General features: G+C 71.3%; 19 protein-coding genes and 1 pseudogene. 17 read left to right on the top strand and 3 right to left on the bottom strand.

The window, feature by feature from the left end; translation table 11 throughout:
• Positions 1–16 precede the first annotated feature (16 nt).
• From U8D42_RS14000 to trmD, 5 genes are all read left to right on the top strand, one after another.
• Positions 17–436, top strand: a complete 420-nt coding sequence (locus U8D42_RS14000) for a nuclear transport factor 2 family protein (RefSeq protein ID WP_085243523.1) — start codon at positions 17–19, stop codon at positions 434–436.
• Between the two features lie 177 nt (positions 437–613).
• Positions 614–1,108: a 30S ribosomal protein S16 gene (rpsP, locus tag U8D42_RS13995; RefSeq protein WP_085243522.1), complete on the top strand. Its 495-nt coding sequence runs from the start codon at positions 614–616 to the stop codon at positions 1,106–1,108.
• Between the two features lie 5 nt (positions 1,109–1,113).
• A complete protein-coding gene (locus U8D42_RS13990; protein WP_003878715.1) occupies positions 1,114–1,356 on the top strand; it encodes an RNA-binding protein in 243 nt (80 codons plus the stop codon).
• A 17-nt stretch (positions 1,357–1,373) separates the two neighbouring features.
• Positions 1,374–1,895 carry a ribosome maturation factor RimM gene (gene rimM, locus U8D42_RS13985; protein WP_322859968.1) on the top strand — a complete coding sequence of 174 codons (522 nt, stop codon included), beginning with the start codon at positions 1,374–1,376 and terminating at the stop codon, positions 1,893–1,895.
• The gene (gene trmD / locus U8D42_RS13980; RefSeq protein ID WP_322859969.1) at positions 1,892–2,647 is read left to right on the top strand and encodes a tRNA (guanosine(37)-N1)-methyltransferase TrmD; all 756 of its coding nucleotides are present in this window, start codon (positions 1,892–1,894) and stop codon (positions 2,645–2,647) included. Before rimM ends, trmD begins: the two co-directional genes overlap by 4 nt.
• On the opposite strand, the gene U8D42_RS13975 is transcribed toward trmD, so the two are convergent.
• Positions 2,644–3,615, bottom strand: a complete 972-nt coding sequence (locus U8D42_RS13975) for a hypothetical protein (protein WP_085242131.1) — start codon at positions 3,613–3,615, stop codon at positions 2,644–2,646. The genes trmD and U8D42_RS13975 overlap by 4 nt on opposite strands.
• A 317-nt stretch (positions 3,616–3,932) precedes the next feature.
• Between U8D42_RS13975 and rplS the strand changes: the two genes are divergently transcribed.
• The 4 genes from rplS to U8D42_RS13955 all read left to right on the top strand — a co-directional run bounded on the left by rplS (position 3,933) and on the right by U8D42_RS13955 (position 6,338).
• Positions 3,933–4,274 carry a 50S ribosomal protein L19 gene (gene rplS / locus U8D42_RS13970; protein ID WP_007775353.1) on the top strand — a complete coding sequence of 114 codons (342 nt, stop codon included), beginning with the start codon at positions 3,933–3,935 and terminating at the stop codon, positions 4,272–4,274.
• Between the two features lie 69 nt (positions 4,275–4,343).
• A complete protein-coding gene (lepB, locus tag U8D42_RS13965) occupies positions 4,344–5,234 on the top strand; it encodes a signal peptidase I (protein WP_085242130.1) in 891 nt (296 codons plus the stop codon).
• A gap of 2 nt (positions 5,235–5,236) precedes the next feature.
• Complete coding sequence (locus tag U8D42_RS13960; protein WP_322859970.1) at positions 5,237–6,028, top strand: ribonuclease HII; 792 nt, start codon at positions 5,237–5,239, stop codon at positions 6,026–6,028.
• Positions 6,029–6,032: 4 nt separating this feature from the next.
• Positions 6,033–6,338, top strand: coding sequence for a DUF2469 domain-containing protein (locus tag U8D42_RS13955; RefSeq protein WP_007171389.1), 306 nt, complete (start codon positions 6,033–6,035; stop codon positions 6,336–6,338).
• 6 nt (positions 6,339–6,344) lie between these two features.
• On the opposite strand, the gene U8D42_RS13950 is transcribed toward U8D42_RS13955, so the two are convergent.
• On the bottom strand, positions 6,345–7,091 hold the full coding sequence (locus U8D42_RS13950; RefSeq protein ID WP_085242128.1) for a GAF and ANTAR domain-containing protein: 747 nt from the start codon (positions 7,089–7,091) through the stop codon (positions 6,345–6,347).
• Between the two features lie 274 nt (positions 7,092–7,365).
• Between U8D42_RS13950 and U8D42_RS13945 the strand changes: the two genes are divergently transcribed.
• From U8D42_RS13945 to U8D42_RS13910, 8 genes are all read left to right on the top strand, one after another.
• A complete protein-coding gene (locus U8D42_RS13945; RefSeq protein ID WP_322859971.1) occupies positions 7,366–8,346 on the top strand; it encodes an NAD-dependent epimerase/dehydratase family protein in 981 nt (326 codons plus the stop codon).
• An 89-nt stretch (positions 8,347–8,435) separates the two neighbouring features.
• A complete protein-coding gene (gene fdhD, locus U8D42_RS13940) occupies positions 8,436–9,254 on the top strand; it encodes a formate dehydrogenase accessory sulfurtransferase FdhD (RefSeq protein ID WP_322859972.1) in 819 nt (272 codons plus the stop codon).
• Positions 9,255–9,367: 113 nt separating this feature from the next.
• On the top strand, positions 9,368–9,745 hold the full coding sequence (locus tag U8D42_RS13935) for a YraN family protein (protein WP_322859973.1): 378 nt from the start codon (positions 9,368–9,370) through the stop codon (positions 9,743–9,745).
• The gene (locus U8D42_RS13930; protein ID WP_322859974.1) at positions 9,745–11,256 is read left to right on the top strand and encodes a YifB family Mg chelatase-like AAA ATPase; all 1,512 of its coding nucleotides are present in this window, start codon (positions 9,745–9,747) and stop codon (positions 11,254–11,256) included. Before U8D42_RS13935 ends, U8D42_RS13930 begins: the two co-directional genes overlap by 1 nt.
• Positions 11,257–11,374: 118 nt before the next feature.
• Positions 11,375–12,541, top strand: coding sequence for a DNA-processing protein DprA (dprA, locus tag U8D42_RS13925; RefSeq protein WP_322859975.1), 1,167 nt, complete (start codon positions 11,375–11,377; stop codon positions 12,539–12,541).
• 34 nt (positions 12,542–12,575) lie between these two features.
• Positions 12,576–13,427 (top strand): siderophore-interacting protein, encoded by an 852-nt coding sequence (locus tag U8D42_RS13920; RefSeq protein ID WP_322859976.1) that lies wholly within the window; start codon positions 12,576–12,578, stop codon positions 13,425–13,427.
• Between the two features lie 43 nt (positions 13,428–13,470).
• On the top strand, positions 13,471–14,634 hold the full coding sequence (locus tag U8D42_RS13915; RefSeq protein WP_322859977.1) for a lactate 2-monooxygenase: 1,164 nt from the start codon (positions 13,471–13,473) through the stop codon (positions 14,632–14,634).
• 33 nt (positions 14,635–14,667) lie between these two features.
• Positions 14,668–15,573: a tyrosine recombinase XerC gene (locus U8D42_RS13910; RefSeq protein ID WP_322859978.1), complete on the top strand. Its 906-nt coding sequence runs from the start codon at positions 14,668–14,670 to the stop codon at positions 15,571–15,573.
• Between the two features lie 142 nt (positions 15,574–15,715).
• Here the strand turns inward: U8D42_RS13910 and U8D42_RS13905 are convergent.
• Positions 15,716–16,201: pseudogene (locus U8D42_RS13905) on the bottom strand (M23 family metallopeptidase); the annotation flags it as partial.
• Positions 16,202–16,249: the final 48 nt, after the last annotated feature.

The raw sequence follows: 16,249 nt of genomic DNA, 5'->3' as shown, positions 1-16,249 counted from the left end.
GTCTACTGTCCGATGCATGTTGAGCCTGGCCGAGATTTCCGACCGCTTAGAGATCCAGCAGCTGCTGGTGGACTACTCCACCGCCATCGACAACCGCCGCTTCGACGACCTGGACAGGGTGTTCACCGAGGACGCGTACATCGACTACACCGCCCTCGGCGGCATCGAGGGCCGCTATCCCGAGGTCAAGAAGTGGCTGTCGGAGGTGCTGCCGAACTTCCCGGTGTACGCGCACATGCTGGGCAACTTCTCGGTGCGCATCGACGGGGACAAGGCCTCGTCGCGGGTGATCTGCTTCAACCCGATGGTGCTGGGCGGCGACAGGGATCAGGTGCTGTTCTGCGGGCTGTGGTACGACGACGAGTTCGTCCGCACGCCCGAAGGCTGGCGGATGACCCGGCGGGCCGAGGCCAAGGTCTTCCAGAAGGTCATGTAGGCGCGGCGGCTCCGCCGCGATTTCGGGCCGGGCCGCCCGTTCTGGCACAATGGACCGCTGTCCGCCGAGCGATCACGCATCGCTTCGTGGTCAGACACGCGAGGCAAAACCGGATCCGGGCATCCCGCCCGGTTCGCTGAATTGCAGCGTGACACACACAGGAGAATCCGCTCAACCATGGCTGTGAAGATCAAGCTCACCCGGCTCGGCAAGATCCGCAATCCCCAGTACCGCATCGCCGTCGCCGACGCGCGGACGCGGCGCGACGGTCGCTCCATCGAGGTCATCGGCCGCTACCACCCGAAGGAAGACCCGAGCCTCATCGAGATCAACTCCGAGCGCGCCCAGTACTGGCTGTCCGTGGGGGCCCAGCCCACCGAGCCCGTCCTCAAGCTGCTCAAGATCACCGGCGACTGGCAGAAGTTCAAGGGCCTGCCCGGCGCCGAGGGAAGCCTGAAGGTGGCCCCGCCCAAGCCGAGCAAGCTCGAGCTGTTCAACGCCGCGCTGGCCGAGGCCGAGGGCGGTCCCACCACCGAGGCCGCGAAGCCGAAGAAGAAGGCGCCGGCGAAGAAGGCCGCCAAGGCCGCCGAGCCGGAGGCCGCCGAGCAGGCCGCGCCCGCGGAGGCGGCTGCCGAGGGCGGCGAGCAGGCCGCACCGGGCACCGAAAGCTGACCGGCATGAGCACGGTCGTCGTTGACGCGGTGGAGCATCTGGTCCGCGGAATTGTCGACAACCCCGACGATGTCCGGGTGGACATGGTGACCAGCCGCCGCGGCCGAACTGTCGAGGTCCACGTCCACCCCGACGACCTGGGCAAGGTCATCGGTCGCGGCGGACGCACCGCGACCGCCCTGCGCACCCTGGTCGCCGGCATCGGTGGCCGCGGCATCCGCGTCGACGTGGTGGACACCGACCAGTAGCCGGTGAGGGAACTCCGTTGGAGTTGACCGTCGGGCGCATCGCGAAGGCGCACGGGATCGGCGGCGAGGTCGTCGTCGAGGTCCGCACCGACGACCCCGTAACCCGGTTTGCCCCGGGTAACACCCTGCGCGGCAAGGCCTCCCGCGGTGGCGGGGAACGCGACTTCGTCGTGGAGAGCGCGCGCGAACACGGGGGGCGGCTGCTGGTGCGATTGGCCGGCGTGGCCGACCGTACCGCCGCCGACGCGCTGCGCGGCACCGTGTTCGTCGTCGACTCCGCCGACCTGCCCCCGATCGACGAGCCGGACACCTACTACGACCACCAGCTCGAAGGGCTGCACGTCCGGACCGTCACGGGCCAGGACGTCGGCGTGGTCGCCGAGGTGTTGCACACGGCCGCCGGGGAGTTGCTGGCGGTGCGCCGCGGCGACGGCGGGGAGGTGCTGGTGCCGTTCGTGGGCGCGATCGTCACGTCGGTGTCGCTCGACGATCACGTCGTCGAGATCGATCCCCCCGAGGGCCTGCTGGACCTGGCATGAGAATCGACGTCGTCACCATTTTCCCGGCCTTCCTGGATCCGCTGCGGCAGTCGTTGCCCGGCAGGGCGATTGAGTCCGGCCTGGTCGACCTGCGGGTGCACGACCTGCGCCGGTGGACGCACGACGTGCACCGCTCCGTCGACGACGCGCCCTACGGTGGCGGGCCCGGCATGGTGATGAAGGCGCCGGTGTGGGGCGAGGCGCTGGACGAAATCTGTTCGGAAGAAACCGTTTTGGTCGTCCCCACGCCCGCCGGTGCGTTGTTCACCCAGGCCGACGCCCAGCGCTGGAGCGCCGAGGAACACCTGGTGTTCGCGTGCGGCCGCTACGAGGGCATCGACCAACGGGTCATCGAGGATGCCGCCCGGCGGATGCGGGTCGAGGAAGTCTCGATCGGTGACTACGTGCTGCCGGGCGGCGAGTCGGCCGCGGTGGTGATGATCGAAGCCGTGGTGCGCCTGCTCGAAGGGGTGCTGGGCAACCCGGCGTCGCACCGCGAGGATTCGCACTCGCCGGCCCTGGACCGGCTGCTCGAGGGGCCCAGCTACACCCGGCCGCCGAGCTGGCGCGGGCTCGATGTTCCCGAGGTGTTGTTGTCCGGCGACCACGCGCGCGTCGCCGCATGGCGGCGGGAGGTTTCGCTGCAGCGCACCCGCGAACGGCGCCCGGAGTTGCTGGATCCGCGGCCGGATGCGCCCGGCGACGATGCGCTCCGCGAAGCGGCGAGGGGGCACGCCGGGCAATCGGACTAGAGCCCGCGCCCCAGCGGGTCGATCCGGCCCTCGGGAAATATCGTCTTGACCGCGCGGGTGATGGTCTCGCGGGCGGTGGCATCGTCGGAGGGCTGCAGGGACTGCACCGCCATGATGTAGCGGCGGTCCGCGCCGATCACCCCGGTTGACAGGTGCATCCAGTCGCTGCCGATGCAGCACATCCAGCCCTGCTTGACCGCCACCGGTTCGGCGTAGAGCCCGTCGGGGATGCCGAAGCGCTGCGGGTAGCCGTCGAGCCCGTTGGGGGTGGACCGGGCCAGGTCGTCGACGATGACCTTCGCCTTGTCGGCCGGCAGCCCTCCCGATCCGTCGAGCAGCATCTCGTAGTAGCGGATCAGGTCGGTCATCGAGCTCATGGTGTTCCACCACCGTCCGTCGCTCGGCGGCGTGGTCGAGGTCAGCCCGTAGCGGGCCGCGACCGCGGTGACGATGGCGTTCGCGCCGCCCTGGGCCCAAAACCTCTCGGCGGCGCCGTCGTCGGACGACTGCAACATGATGTCCAGCGCCTGGCGGTCGTCCGCGCTCAGCGCGGCCTTGCCCTCGGATTCGTGCAGCAGCAGGTCGTCGGCGATGAACAGCTTGGCCACCGACGCGGTGCCGATGACCTGGGTGTTACCGGTGGAGACCAGTTGGTGGGTCTTGCGATCGAGAATCGCCACCGATAGGGCGGCTCCACTGGCGGCGGCCTCGTCGGTGGCCTGCTGCACCCGCGCCTGCAGGCCAATCGAGCCCGCGCCGGCGGGTTGCTGTTCGGGCTGGGCGGGCTTGACCGCTTCGAGCATCAGCTCGGCCGGCTGCGGGGGCGCCTGCGGGCGCAGGCCGCGGTCGGGGGTGACGTACACCGGGAGGTTGTATCCCTTGGCCTGCACCTTCGCCTCACATCCGGCGGCCACCACCAACGCCACCGCCGCGGTGGCGGTGAGCAAGAACAGCGGCCGAACGCGCATTCCTCTCCTCCGGTGTCCCCAACCTGCTCGAACGCGGGACCGGATCGCGCGGTCAGCGCGTTCCAACCCAGCTCATATGTACCATTCACCAGCCTTTTCGGCAGGCTGCGAACCGCGTCCGATCCTGTGATTTTCTCCGCACGCGTCCCGTCTGGCACAATTGACCAGTTGTCTCCAGCGGTTGCAGGCCGGCCGGGCCGCTTTCCGCCTGCTGCGAGATACGCGCAAGTTGCCCAAAACCATCGGCTTGGCGACCGCCTCACCCCGCGGTGAGGGCTGTTGCCGCAGGCCGCGACCGCAAGGAAGTGCCTTCTCAGATGAACCGCCTGGACTTCGTCGACCAAGCGTCGCTGCGCGACGACATCCCGGTTTTCGGCCCGGGCGACACCATCAACGTGCACGTCAAGGTCATCGAGGGCGCCAAGGAGCGTATCCAGGTGTTCAAGGGCGTGGTGATCCGCCGGCAGGGCGGCGGCATCCGCGAAACCTTCACGGTGCGCAAGGAGAGCTACGGCGTCGGCGTCGAGCGGACCTTCCCGGTGCATTCGCCGAACATCGACCACATCGAGGTGGTGACCCGTGGCGATGTCCGCCGCGCGAAGCTGTACTACCTGCGGGAGCTCCGCGGCAAGAAGGCCAAGATCAAGGAAAAGCGCTGAGACGGTGCGCCCGGGCGGCAGTTCCGGTCGGTTTACAGCGCCAAAATCTGTGCTGGCTACTCTGATCTCGTGACCGAACCCACGGACTCATCTGCGCCCCAGCCCGCCCAGTCAGAGCCGAAGGTCTCCACCCGAATCCCGGACACGCCCGAAGGCGAGTCGCCGAAGGACGCCGAGCCGGTCCCCGAACCGGCGGAGGCGTCGGAGGACGGCGCGCCGGAGCGCGCCAAGCGATCCGCACTGCGGGAATTCGCGCTCCTGGCCGTGATCGCGGTGGGGCTCTACTACGTCATGCTGACGTTCGTGGCCCGGCCCTACCTGATTCCGTCGGAATCGATGGAGCCGACGCTGCACGGCTGCTCCGGCTGCGTCGGCGACCGGATCATGGTCGACAAGGTCACCTATCGCTTCGAGCGACCGCGCCCCGGCGATGTCATCGTCTTCAAGGGACCGCCGTCCTGGAACCTCGGGTACAAGTCGATCCGCTCCAACAACACCGTGCTGCGCTGGGCGCAGAACGCGCTGTCCTTCATCGGCTTCGTGCCGCCCGACGAGAACGACTTGGTCAAGCGCGTCATCGCCGTCGGGGGGCAGACGGTGCAGTGCCGGGCGGACACCGGTTTGACGGTCGACGGCAAGCCGCTCAAGGAGCCCTACCTGGACCCGGCCACCATGATGGCCGACCCCGCGGTCTACCCGTGCCTGGGCAGCGAGTTCGGGCCCGTCACCGTCCCGCAGGGCCGGCTGTGGGTGATGGGGGACAACCGGACGCACTCGGCGGATTCGCGTGCGCATTGCACCAGCGTCCCGGCCGAGGCGCTCAAAGGGGTGTTGTGCACGGGTGATCCGACGTCGGGAACGGTTCCCGTGTCCAACGTGATCGGCAAGGCGAGGTTCATCGTGTGGCCGCCCGGGCGATGGGGTGGCGTGTCTTCGGTGAACCCGCAGCAGCATCAGTAGCCATGGCCACGACGTGGCCGCCGCGGACGGTGATCCGCAAGGCTGGGGGGCTGCGGACCCTGGAATCGGCGCTGTACCGCAGCGGTTTGGGGCCGGTCGCCGGGGTCGACGAAGTCGGCCGCGGCGCCTGCGCGGGTCCACTGGTGGTTGCGGCCTGCGTACTCGGGCCGGGACGACTGGAAAGCCTTGCCGCGCTTGATGATTCAAAAAAGCTCACCGAGAGCGCCCGGGAGAAGTTGTTCCCGCTTATCCGTCGTTACGCGCTGGCCTACCACGTGGTGTTCATTCCGCCGGCCGAGGTGGACCTGCGCGGCGTGCACGTCGCCAACATCGAAGGCATGCGCCGCGCCGTGGCGGGCCTGTCCCTGCGGCCCGGCTATGTGCTCAGCGACGGGTTCCGGGTGCCCGGGCTGCCGGTGCCGTCGCTGCCGGTCATCGGCGGCGACGCGGTGGCGGCGTGCATCGCCGCGGCCAGCGTGCTGGCGAAGGTCAGCAGGGACCGGCTGATGGTGGCCATGGACGCCGAGCACCCCGGCTACGGCTTCGCCGAGCACAAGGGCTACGGCACGCCGGCGCACAGCGCGGCGCTCACCCGGCTGGGTCCCTGCCCCGAACATCGCCATTCGTTCATCAACGTCCGGCGCGTGGCCCTAGGGTCGGAGAGGGTGGGCCGCGTGCTGGCGGAATGCGGGCCGGGCCCTCGCCCGCGCGCGGGGGATATCGGTGAGGAAAGATGGGTCGAAGATTCCCCGGGCGCAACGCCGGGGCAGTGTTTCTCCGAGAAGGACGTCTGAGCAGATGAGTGCCGAGGATCTCGAAAAGTACGAAACCGAGATGGAGCTCTCGCTGTACCGCGAATACAAGGACATCGTCGGCCAGTTCAGCTACGTGGTGGAAACGGAACGGCGCTTCTACCTGGCCAACAGCGTGGAGATGGTGCCGCGCAACGCCGACGGCGAGGTGTACTTCGAGCTGCGACTGTCCGACGCCTGGGTCTGGGACATGTACCGGCCGGCGCGATTCGTCAAGCAGGTGCGGGTGGTGACGTTCAAGGACGTCAACATCGAAGAGGTGGAAAAGCCCGAGCTGCGGCTGCCGGAATAGCCGCCGCTAGCCGCCCTCCGCGGGCGGCAGTTCGCCGCGCCGTTCGATGACCTCCCGCGCCACATCGGCCAGCTTGATGTTCAGCGCCTGGGAATGGCGCCGCAGCAGGTCGAACGCCTGCTCCTCGGTCATGTCGTGCAGCAGCATCAGCATGCCGACGGCCTTACCGATCTCGCGGTTGCTCAGCAGCCCCCGGCGAAGGCTGGTGGCGTCCTCACCCTTGGCGACCGCGTTGATGGCCACGCTGGCGAACGCGGCCAGCAGCGCCCCGCGTCCGGCCGACTCGGCGTCGAACACGTTGGCGGCATCGCTGAAGAGGTTGAGCGCGGCGCCCTTGCGCTTGTCCACCAGCAACCGGAAGCCCATCGCCCCGCGTACCGGGGTCTCGGCCACCAGGATCTTCGCCAGCTTGGGCCACAGGGACGGGGTGGTGAGGTCCGGCTCGATCTGGGGCGTCTCCTCCTCGATCGCGTCGATGCAGGGTCCGTCCCCCGAACGCCGTTCCAGCTCGTCGACCCGCTGCGCCAGCCGGTCGCTCGCGCCCACCGTGACGTAGCGGTCGCCGTCGCGCACCAACAGGCTGGCGTGATCACATCCGGGGACGACCAGGGTGGCGGCGACACAGATCGCCGCATACATCTGGCCGGCGTCGGAGCCCTGGTAGATGATCTCGGCCAACGCGGCGAAAACGGTGCCCGGATCGGCCTTGTCGCCGCCGGGCGTTGCGCCGTCGGCTGTCGATTCGTCCCCCATGCTGTGCCTCATTCCCCGCGCAGTCGCCGTGTGACCCGCGCTTGATCGCCGTAGATTATCGTTCCTCGGCGCGAGCCTCACACGATGTTCGGTGCGATTGCGCCGAAATCCTTGCGCCCGGGCTGCCGGCCACCGGCCAGCAAACAGAATCCGCTGACAATACGGGATACCCGTGCGTTCGCCGTTCACGAAAGGCGGCGCCCCGCGGCGGTCCCGCAGGTGATGTTTCCCACCCGGTGGTTTCGGCGAGGCCGAGTCGGGCAAGAGCCCTGGGATGGGAATTACCGTCGCGGTGACCGGGCCGACCGGCGAGATCGGGATGTCCGCGGTGACCGCGCTGGAGCGCGAACCCGCCGTGGACGCCATCGTCGGCATGGCGCGCCGGCCGTTCGACCCGTCGTCGCGCGGCTGGCTCAAGACCAGCTACCAGCAGGGCGACATCCTGGACCGCGAGGCCGTCGACGCCCTGGTGGCGCAGGCCGACGTGGTGATCCACCTCGCGTTCATCATCATGGGTTCGCGGGAAGAGAGCGCCCGCATCAACCTGCAGGGCACCCGCAACGTGTTCGACGCGACGGTGGCCAGCGAGCGCACGCGCCGCCTGGTGTACACCTCGTCGGTGGCGGCCTACGGCTACCACGCCGACAACCCCGACCCGCTGACGGAGGACGTCCCGGCCCGCGGCTCCGACGAGCACTACTACTCCGCGCAGAAGGCCGCGTGCGAGGCGCTGCTCGGCGAGATCACCAAGGACTCGCCGCTCGAGGTCTTCGTGCTGCGGCCGTGCATCGTCGCGGGGCCCAACGCCACCGTCCTGGCCGACGCGATGCCCTGGAACCAGCTGCCCGGCCCGATCCGCGCCGTGGTCAAGGCGGTGCCGGTCCTGAAGCCGGTCGTGCCCGATCCCGGCATCCCGTTGCAGCTGGTGCACCACGACGACGTCGCGAGCGCGATCGCGCTGGCGGCCACCGCCCCCGCCCCGCCCGGGGCCTACAACATCGCCGGTGACGGCGTGGTGACGGTGGGGGACGTGGCCAGGGCCCTGGGTGGCCGCCCGGTGCGGGTGCCGGCGGTCGCGGCGTCGGCGGCGTCGGCGGCGCTGTCGCGGGTCCCGCTGGTCCCGTCGATGCTGGAGTGGCTGCACACCGCGCGCACGTCGATGGTCATGGACACCACCAAAGCGCGCACCCAGCTGGGCTGGCGGCCGCTGCACTCGTCGGCGGAGACCCTCGCGGCGCTGGCTTCGGCGGTGTGACGGCCGGCGACCGGCCGGCCGCCGAGGTAGGTTGACTGGGTGAGGTCCCCCCTTCCCGCCGCCAGCCCGCCCGGCGGTGAAATCGCCTAGTGCGGCACGTAACTGCACGCCGGCGGGTGAAGCATCTCAGCGCCGGGACCGCGATCAGCCGGCCGGAGACGCTCGTCGTCGAGGAGCCGCTGGAGATCCGGGTCAACGGCGCCGCGGTCACCGTCACGATGCGCACGCCGGGAGCGGATTTCGAACTGGCGCAAGGCTTTCTGCTGACCGAGGGGATCATCGCCGGCCGCGACGACGTGCTGACCATCCGGTACTGCGGCGGCGCGGTCGAGGGCGCGAACACCTACAACGTCCTCGACGTGACGCTGGCCGCCGGCGTCCCGGCGCCCACCCTCGACGTCACCCGCAACTTCTACACCACCTCGTCGTGCGGGGTCTGCGGCAAGGCGTCGCTGGACGCGGTGCGGCTGATCGGCCGCTTCGCGCCCGGCGCGGACCCCGCCACCGTCGCGGCGGCGACGCTTCAGGCGATGCCCGCCCAACTACGTTCCGCGCAAAAGGTTTTCGACAGCACCGGCGGGCTGCACGCCGCCGCGCTGTTCGGCGCCGACGGCACCATGCTGGCCGTGCGGGAGGACGTGGGCAGGCACAACGCGGTCGACAAGGTCATCGGCTGGGCGCTGGAACATCGGCGCGTGCCGCTGGCGGGCTCGGTGCTTCTGGTCAGCGGGCGGGCCTCCTTCGAGTTGACGCAGAAGGCCGTGCTGGCCGGGATTCCGGTGCTCGCCGCGGTGTCCGCGCCGTCGTCGCTGGCGGTGTCGCTGGCCGAGGAGTCGGGCATCACCTTGGTGGCGTTCTTGCGGGAGGACTCGATGAACGTCTACACCCGGGCGGACCGAATCAGCTAGCCGTTTCCCGCCGGTTGTGGACGAACGCGGCACTGGGGATAACCGGCCGTCCCGGGCGGCGTGCCCGCACCGCCGCGGCCGGGCTTGTCGTGGCCGTTCCGCACAGTGGCCCCATGACGACCGAAATGACGATGACCCGGGTCCAGCTCGGGGCGATGGGTGAGGCGCTGGCCGTGGACCACCTGACGAGGATGGGGCTGCGGATCCTGCACCGCAACTGGCGCTGCCGCTACGGCGAACTGGACGTCATCGCCTGCGACGGGGCCACCGGCACGGTGGTGTTTGTCGAGGTGAAGACCCGTACCGGCGACGGCTATGGCGGCCTGCCGTACGCGGTCACCGAGCGCAAGGTGCGCCGGCTGCGCCGGCTGGCCGGGCTGTGGCTGGCCGCCCAGGACACCCGCTGGGCGGGGCTTCGCATCGACGTGATCCAGGTGCGGATCGGGCGCCGCCGTACCCCGGAAATCACCCACCTGCAAGGGATCGGCTGATGGCGCTGGGGCGCGCGTTCTCGGTCGCCGTGCGCGGGGTCGACGGGCAGATCGTGGAGATCGAGGCCGACATCACCTCCGGTCTGCCGGGCGTGCACCTGGTGGGTCTGCCCGACGCCGCCCTGCAGGAGTCCCGCGACCGGGTGCGGGCGGCGGTCGCCAATTGCGGCAACAGCTGGCCGATGGCGCGGCTCACGCTCGCGCTCTCCCCGGCGACGCTGCCCAAGATGGGCTCCGTCTACGACATCGCCCTGGCCGCGGCCGTCCTGTCGGCGCAACGAAAGAACCCGTGGGAGCGCCTGGAGAAAACGGTGCTGCTGGGCGAGCTGTCGCTGGACGGCCGGGTCCGCCCCGTGCGCGGCGTGCTGCCGGCCGTGCTGGCCGCCAAGCGTGACGGCTGGCCGGCCGTCGTCGTCCCGGTGGACAACCTGGCCGAGGCCAGCCTGGTCGACGGCATCGATGTCTGGGGCGTGCGCACGCTGGGGCAGTTGCAGAAGTGGCTCAGCGGGTCGGTCGCCTTGGACCACAGGATCACCGCGACGGCCACGGCGCCGGAGCCCGCGGTGGACCTCGCCGATGTGGTCGGGCAGACGCAGGCGCGCTTCGCGGTGGAGGTGGCCGCCGCCGGGGCGCACCACCTCATGCTCACCGGGCCGCCGGGCGTCGGGAAAACGATGCTGGCCCAACGACTTCCGGGCTTGCTGCCGCCGCTGTCGGAGAGCGAGTCACTGGAGGTCACCGCGATCCATTCGGTGGCCGGCCTGCTGTCGGGGGACACGCCGTTGATCACCATGCCGCCGTTCGTGGCGCCACATCACAGCTCCAGCGTGGCGGCGCTCGTCGGCGGCGGTTCGGGCATGGCGCGCCCGGGCGCGGTCAGCCGCGCGCACCGCGGCGTGCTTTTCCTCGACGAATGCGCCGAGATCAACGTGCGTGCGCTGGAAGCGCTGCGAACGCCCTTGGAGGACGGGGAGATTCGCCTCGCCCGACGCGACGGGGTCGCGTGTTACCCGGCCCGGTTCCAGCTGGTGCTGGCGGCCAACCTGTGCCCGTGCGCACCCGCCGATCCGCAGGACTGCATCTGTGCGGCGGCGGTCAAGCGTCGCTACCTGGGGAAGTTGTCCGGGCCGCTGCTCGACCGGGTGGACCTGCGGGTGCAGATGCATGCGGTGCGCGCGGGCGCGCTCTCGGGCACCGAAGCGGAGTCGACGGCACAGGTCCGGCGGCGGGTGGCACAGGCCCGTGCGGCGGCGGCCGAGCGGTGGCGACCGCACGGGTTCCGCACCAATGCCGAAGTGAGCGGGACGCTGCTGCGGCGAAAGTTCCGCCCCGGCAACACCACGATGACCCCACTGCAGAAAGCGCTGGACCGGGGGCTGCTCAGCATCCGGGGCCTGGACCGCACCCTGCGGGTCGCGTGGAGCCTGACCGACCTGGCCGGCGGGACCTCGCCGGGACCCGACGAGGTCGCGGCCGCGCTCAGCTTCCGGCAACCGGGGGCGGGCCGATGAGGGCCAACGGATCACCAGCACGCCTTGGCCAGCCAGTCGTTGTGGCCGCCCCGAACCACGATCGCCGCGTTCACCAGGATGGCGAGCCCGGTCGGCTGGCAGAACTCCGGCCGCGGCCATGCTGACCGCGGTAGACGATCCCGCGTTGCGGGCCTGGGCATACCTGTCGCGGGTGGCCGAGCCGCCCTGCGCCGGGCTCAGCGCGCTGGTGCGGTCCGTCGGCCCGGTGGAGGCGGCGGACCGGGTCCGCCGCGGCCTGGTGGACGACGAGCTGGCGCGCCACACCGTGGCGAGACGCGAAATCGACTGCGCAGCAGCCGACCTCGAGCTCCTCGCCAACCGCGGCGGACGTTTGATCACGCCCGACGACGACGAGTGGCCGCTGCTGGCGTTCGCCGCGTTCGGCGGCGCTTCGGCAAAGGCGCGGGGCGGGACGCCGATGGTGCTGTGGGCGCAGGGCCCGAGCCGGCTCGACGAGGTGGCGCATCGCGCGGCCGCCGTGGTGGGAACTCGGGCCGCGACGGCATACGGCGAGCAGGTGGCCGACGACCTGGCCGACGGCCTGGCCCAACGCGAGGTCGCCGTCGTCTCCGGCGGCGCGTACGGCATCGACGGCGCGGCGCACCGCGCGGCGCTCAACGCCGACGGGATCACCGTGGCCGTCCTCGCCGGCGGGCTGGACGTCCCCTATCCCAGCGGCCACTCGGCGTTGCTGCATCGCATCGGCCAACACGGGCTGCTGTTCACCGAGTACCCGCCCGGTGTCCGGCCGGCCCGCCACCGATTCCTGACCCGCAATCGCCTGGTGGCCGCCGTCGCGGGGGCCGCCGTGGTGGTGGAAGCGGGGCTGCGCAGCGGCGCGGCGAACACCGCCGCCTGGGCGCGGGCGCTCGGACGGGTGGTGGCCGCCGTGCCCGGGCCGGTGACCTCGTCGGCGTCGGCCGGATGCCACGCGCTGCTGCGCAACGGCGCCGAGCTGGTGACCAGGGCCGACCACATCGTCGAGCTCATCGGCCGCATCGGCGAGTTGGCCGCCGACGAACCGCGCCCGGCTACGGCGCTCGACGGGCTCGGCGGCGCCGAGCGCCGGGTCTACGAGGCCCTGCCCGGCCGCGGCGCCGCCACCGTCGAGCAGCTCGCGGTCGCGTCGGGCCTGGCGCCCGAGCGCGTGCTGGGGCCGCTGGCGATCCTCGAGCTGGCCGGGTTGGTGCAGCGCCAGGACGGTCGGTGGCGCCTTGTCCGGGTCGCGGGCGGCCAAGCTAGCTCGACGACGCGGCTCGTATAGTCCTACGGGGGGCGGGGTCTGGACGGGAGGACAAGTGGCGGGTCGACCTCTGCAACGTTTCGAGGTTGTCGATACCAAGGAACTCACACCGCACATGGTGGCGGTGGTGCTGGGCAGCAAGGACTTCGACGCCTTCGTGCCCAGCGAATTCACCGACTCCTACGTCAAGTTGGTGTTCGTCGCCGATGACGTCGACGTCGCGGGATTGCCCCGGCCGTTGACCCTGGACAGCTTCGCCGAGCTGCCCCCGGAGAAGCGGCCGTCGGTCCGGACCATGACCGTCCGGCACGTCGACGTGGCGGCCGGCGAGATCACGCTGAACATCGTCGTGCACGGCGAGCACGGGATCGCGGGCCAGTGGGCGGCCGCCGCCCAGCCCGGCCAGCGGATCTTCTTGATGGGTCCCGGCGGGGCCTACGCACCCGACCCGGCCGCCGATTGGCACCTGCTGGCCGGCGACGAATCCGCGCTGCCGGCCATCGCCGCGGCGCTGGAAGCGTTGCCGCGCGACGCCGTCGGCAAGGCGTTCATCGAGGTGGCCGGCCAGGAAGACGAGATTCCGCTGGCCGCGCCGAACGGTGTCGAGGTGCACTGGGTCTATCGCGGCGGCCGCGCGGACCTGGTTCCCGAGGACCGCGCCGGCGACCACGCCCCGCTGATCGAGGCGGTCACCACCACGCCGTGGCTGCCCGGCCAGGTGCACGTCTTCATCCACGGCGAGGCGCAAAGCGTCATGCACAACCTGCGGCCCTACATCCGCAAGGAGCGGGGCGTGGACGCCAAGTGGGCGTCGTCCATCTCGGGTTACTGGCGGCGCGGACGCACCGAAGAGACGTTCCGGCAATGGAAGAGGGAACTGGCCGAAGCGGAGGCCGGCGCCTCGTAGCGGGTTCGTCGGCCCGGGGTGCCGGCTGGCATCCTCTTATCCCATGGCGCATTTCGGGGACTACCAGAACGAGATCTACCTGCGCGGCCTGGGCGGCGTGGTGCCGCCCCTGCCGATGGCCTTCGCCGAGCTGGAGGCCAAGGCGGCCACCGCGCTGCCGCCGTCGGTCTGGTCGTACGTGGCCGGCGGGGCCGGCGACGAGCGCACCCAGCGCGCCAACTGCGAAGCCTTCGACCGGTGGGGGCTGATGCCGCGCATGTTCGTCGGCGCCGCCCAGCGCGACCTGTCGGTCGAGCTCTTCGGGATGACCCTGCCGGCGCCGGTGTTCATGGCGCCCATCGGCGTCATCGGCATCTGCGCCCAGGACGGCCACGGCGACCTGGGCACCGCGCGGGCGGCCGCGGCCACCGGCGTCCCGATGGTCGCCTCCACGCTGACCGTCGACCCGATGGAAGACGTCGCCGCCGCCCTGGGCGACACCCCGGGCTTCTTCCAGCTCTATACGCCCAACGACCGCGAGCTGGCCGCCAGCTTGGTGCGGCGCGCGGAGGCGGCCGGCTTCAAGGGCATCGTGGTCACGCTGGACACCTGGGTGACGGGCTGGCGCCCCCGCGACCTGAGCACATCGAACTTCCCGCAGCTACGCGGGCACTGCCTGGCCAACTACACCAGCGACCCGGTCTTCCGCGCCGGCCTGGCCCGCCCGCCCGAGGAGGACCCCCAGGGCGCGGTGCTGCGCTGGGTGCAGGTCTTCGGCCACGCCCTGAGCTGGGACGACCTGCCGTGGCTGCGGTCGCTCACCGACTTGCCGCTGCTCGTCAAAGGCATCTGCCATCCCGACGACGCCCGGCGCGCCAGGGACGGCGGCGTCGACGGCATCTACTGCTCCAACCACGGCGGCCGGCAGGCCAACGGCGGGTTGCCCGCCCTCGATTGCCTGCCGGGGGTGGTGGAGGCGGCCGACGGCCTTCCCGTCCTGTTTGACTCCGGGGTCCGCAGCGGCGCCGACATCATCAAGGCGCTCGCGCTGGGCGCCACCGCGGTCGGCATCGGCCGCCCGTACGCGTACGGCCTGGCCCTCGGCGGGGTCGACGGCATCGTGCACGTGCTGCGGATGATGCTCGCCGAAGCCGACCTCATCATGGCCGTCGACGGGTATCCCACCCGCCAAGATCTCACCCCGGACACGCTTCGGCGCGTCGACTGACCGCGGCGCGCCGGTGTCTGCGAGCGTGGGGGAGTGCCGGACAGCGAACCGATCCTCGAGGAGTTCGACGAGTACCTGGCGCTGCAATGCGGGCGCTCGGCGCACACCCGTCGGGCCTACCTCGGCGACCTGCGCGCGCTGCTGACGTTCCTCGACGACCGCGGCGCCGGGCTGGACACCCTGAGCCTGCCGCTGCTGCGAGCGTGGCTGTCGTCCGCGGCCGCGGCCGGCGCGGCGCGCACGACGCTGGCGCGTCGCACCTCGGCGGTCAAGGCGTTCACCGCGTGGGCGGTGCGGCGCGGCCTGCTGGCCGGGGACCCCGCCGTCCGGCTGCAGGTGCCGAAGGCGCACCGCACCCTGCCGGCGGTGCTGCGCCGAGACCAGGCGCTCGACGCGATGGCCGCCGCGAAATCTGGTGCCCAACAAGGGGATCCGATGGCGTTGCGGGACCGGCTGATCGTCGAGATGTTGTATGCCACCGGAATCCGGGTGAGCGAGCTGTGCGGCCTGGACGTCGACGACGTGGACACCGGGCATCGGCTGGTCCGCGTGCTGGGCAAGGGCAACAAGCAGCGCACCGTGCCGTTCGGGACGCCGGCCGCCGAGGCGCTGCGCGCCTGGCTGGACGAGGGACGGCCCGCCCTGGTGACCGCGGCGTCGGGCCCGGCGCTGCTGCTGGGTGCGCGCGGGCGGCGCCTCGACGTGCGCCAGGCCCGCACCGTCGTGCACCAGACGGTCGCCGCGGTGGACGGCGCGCCCGACATGGGGCCGCACGGGCTGCGGCACAGTGCGGCGACGCACCTGCTCGAAGGCGGGGCCGACCTGCGGGTGGTGCAGGAGCTGCTCGGCCACTCCAGCCTGGCGACCACCCAGCTCTACACCCATGTCGCCGTCTCCCGGTTGCGGGCGGTGCACGATCAGGCCCACCCGCGGGCGTGAGTGTGCGTCGACGGCGCTGAGTGTGCGGTGACGGCGGGAAATCCGCGAAAGCCGCGCCCAGGGCGCACACGGGAAGCCCTGAGCGCACGCGCAAAAAGCCGCGTGCACACGCGCAAAAAGCCGTGAGGCGCGCTCACCCGTGCAGCGGTTTGAGCCGGATCGGCGTCGACTTCACCAGCCCCAGCGGATCGACATAGTGGGCGCCGGACGCCGGGCCCCACATCGCGCCCCAGTGCAGGCACGCCGCGGCCCGGCAGCCCGCATGCCCGGCCTGCAACGCGCCGATGACCGTCTGGGCCGTCACCGCCTGGCCCGTGCGCACCGCGGCCCGGACCGGCTCGTAGCTGGTGTGCAGCCCGCCGGGATGGGCCAGGGACACCACCGGCCGTCCCGCCAGCAGCCCGGCGAACACCACGGTGGCGGCGCCCGCGGCGTACACCGGCTGACCGGGGGCGCCGGGCAGGTCCACCCCGCGATGCCCGGGCTTCCAGTCCGGTGACGGGGCGTCGAATCCCCGCTGTACGGCCGGCGGCGGGCGCAACGGCCAGTCCAGGCGCACGTCGTCCGCGGCCGCGGGCGCCGCACCGAGCAGCGTCGCGCATACCGCCAGCCAGAGGGCCCGTCGCATCCGCTCAGTTCACTGCGCCGCCGACGCCGGCACCACTCAGGCCCGCCG

It is taken from the genome of Mycobacterium europaeum, from assembly GCF_034555895.2.
GTDB lineage: Bacteria > Actinomycetota > Actinomycetes > Mycobacteriales > Mycobacteriaceae > Mycobacterium > Mycobacterium europaeum.
Note: the sequence above shows the minus strand (reverse complement) of the source record. Positions and strands in the feature narration are given on the sequence as shown.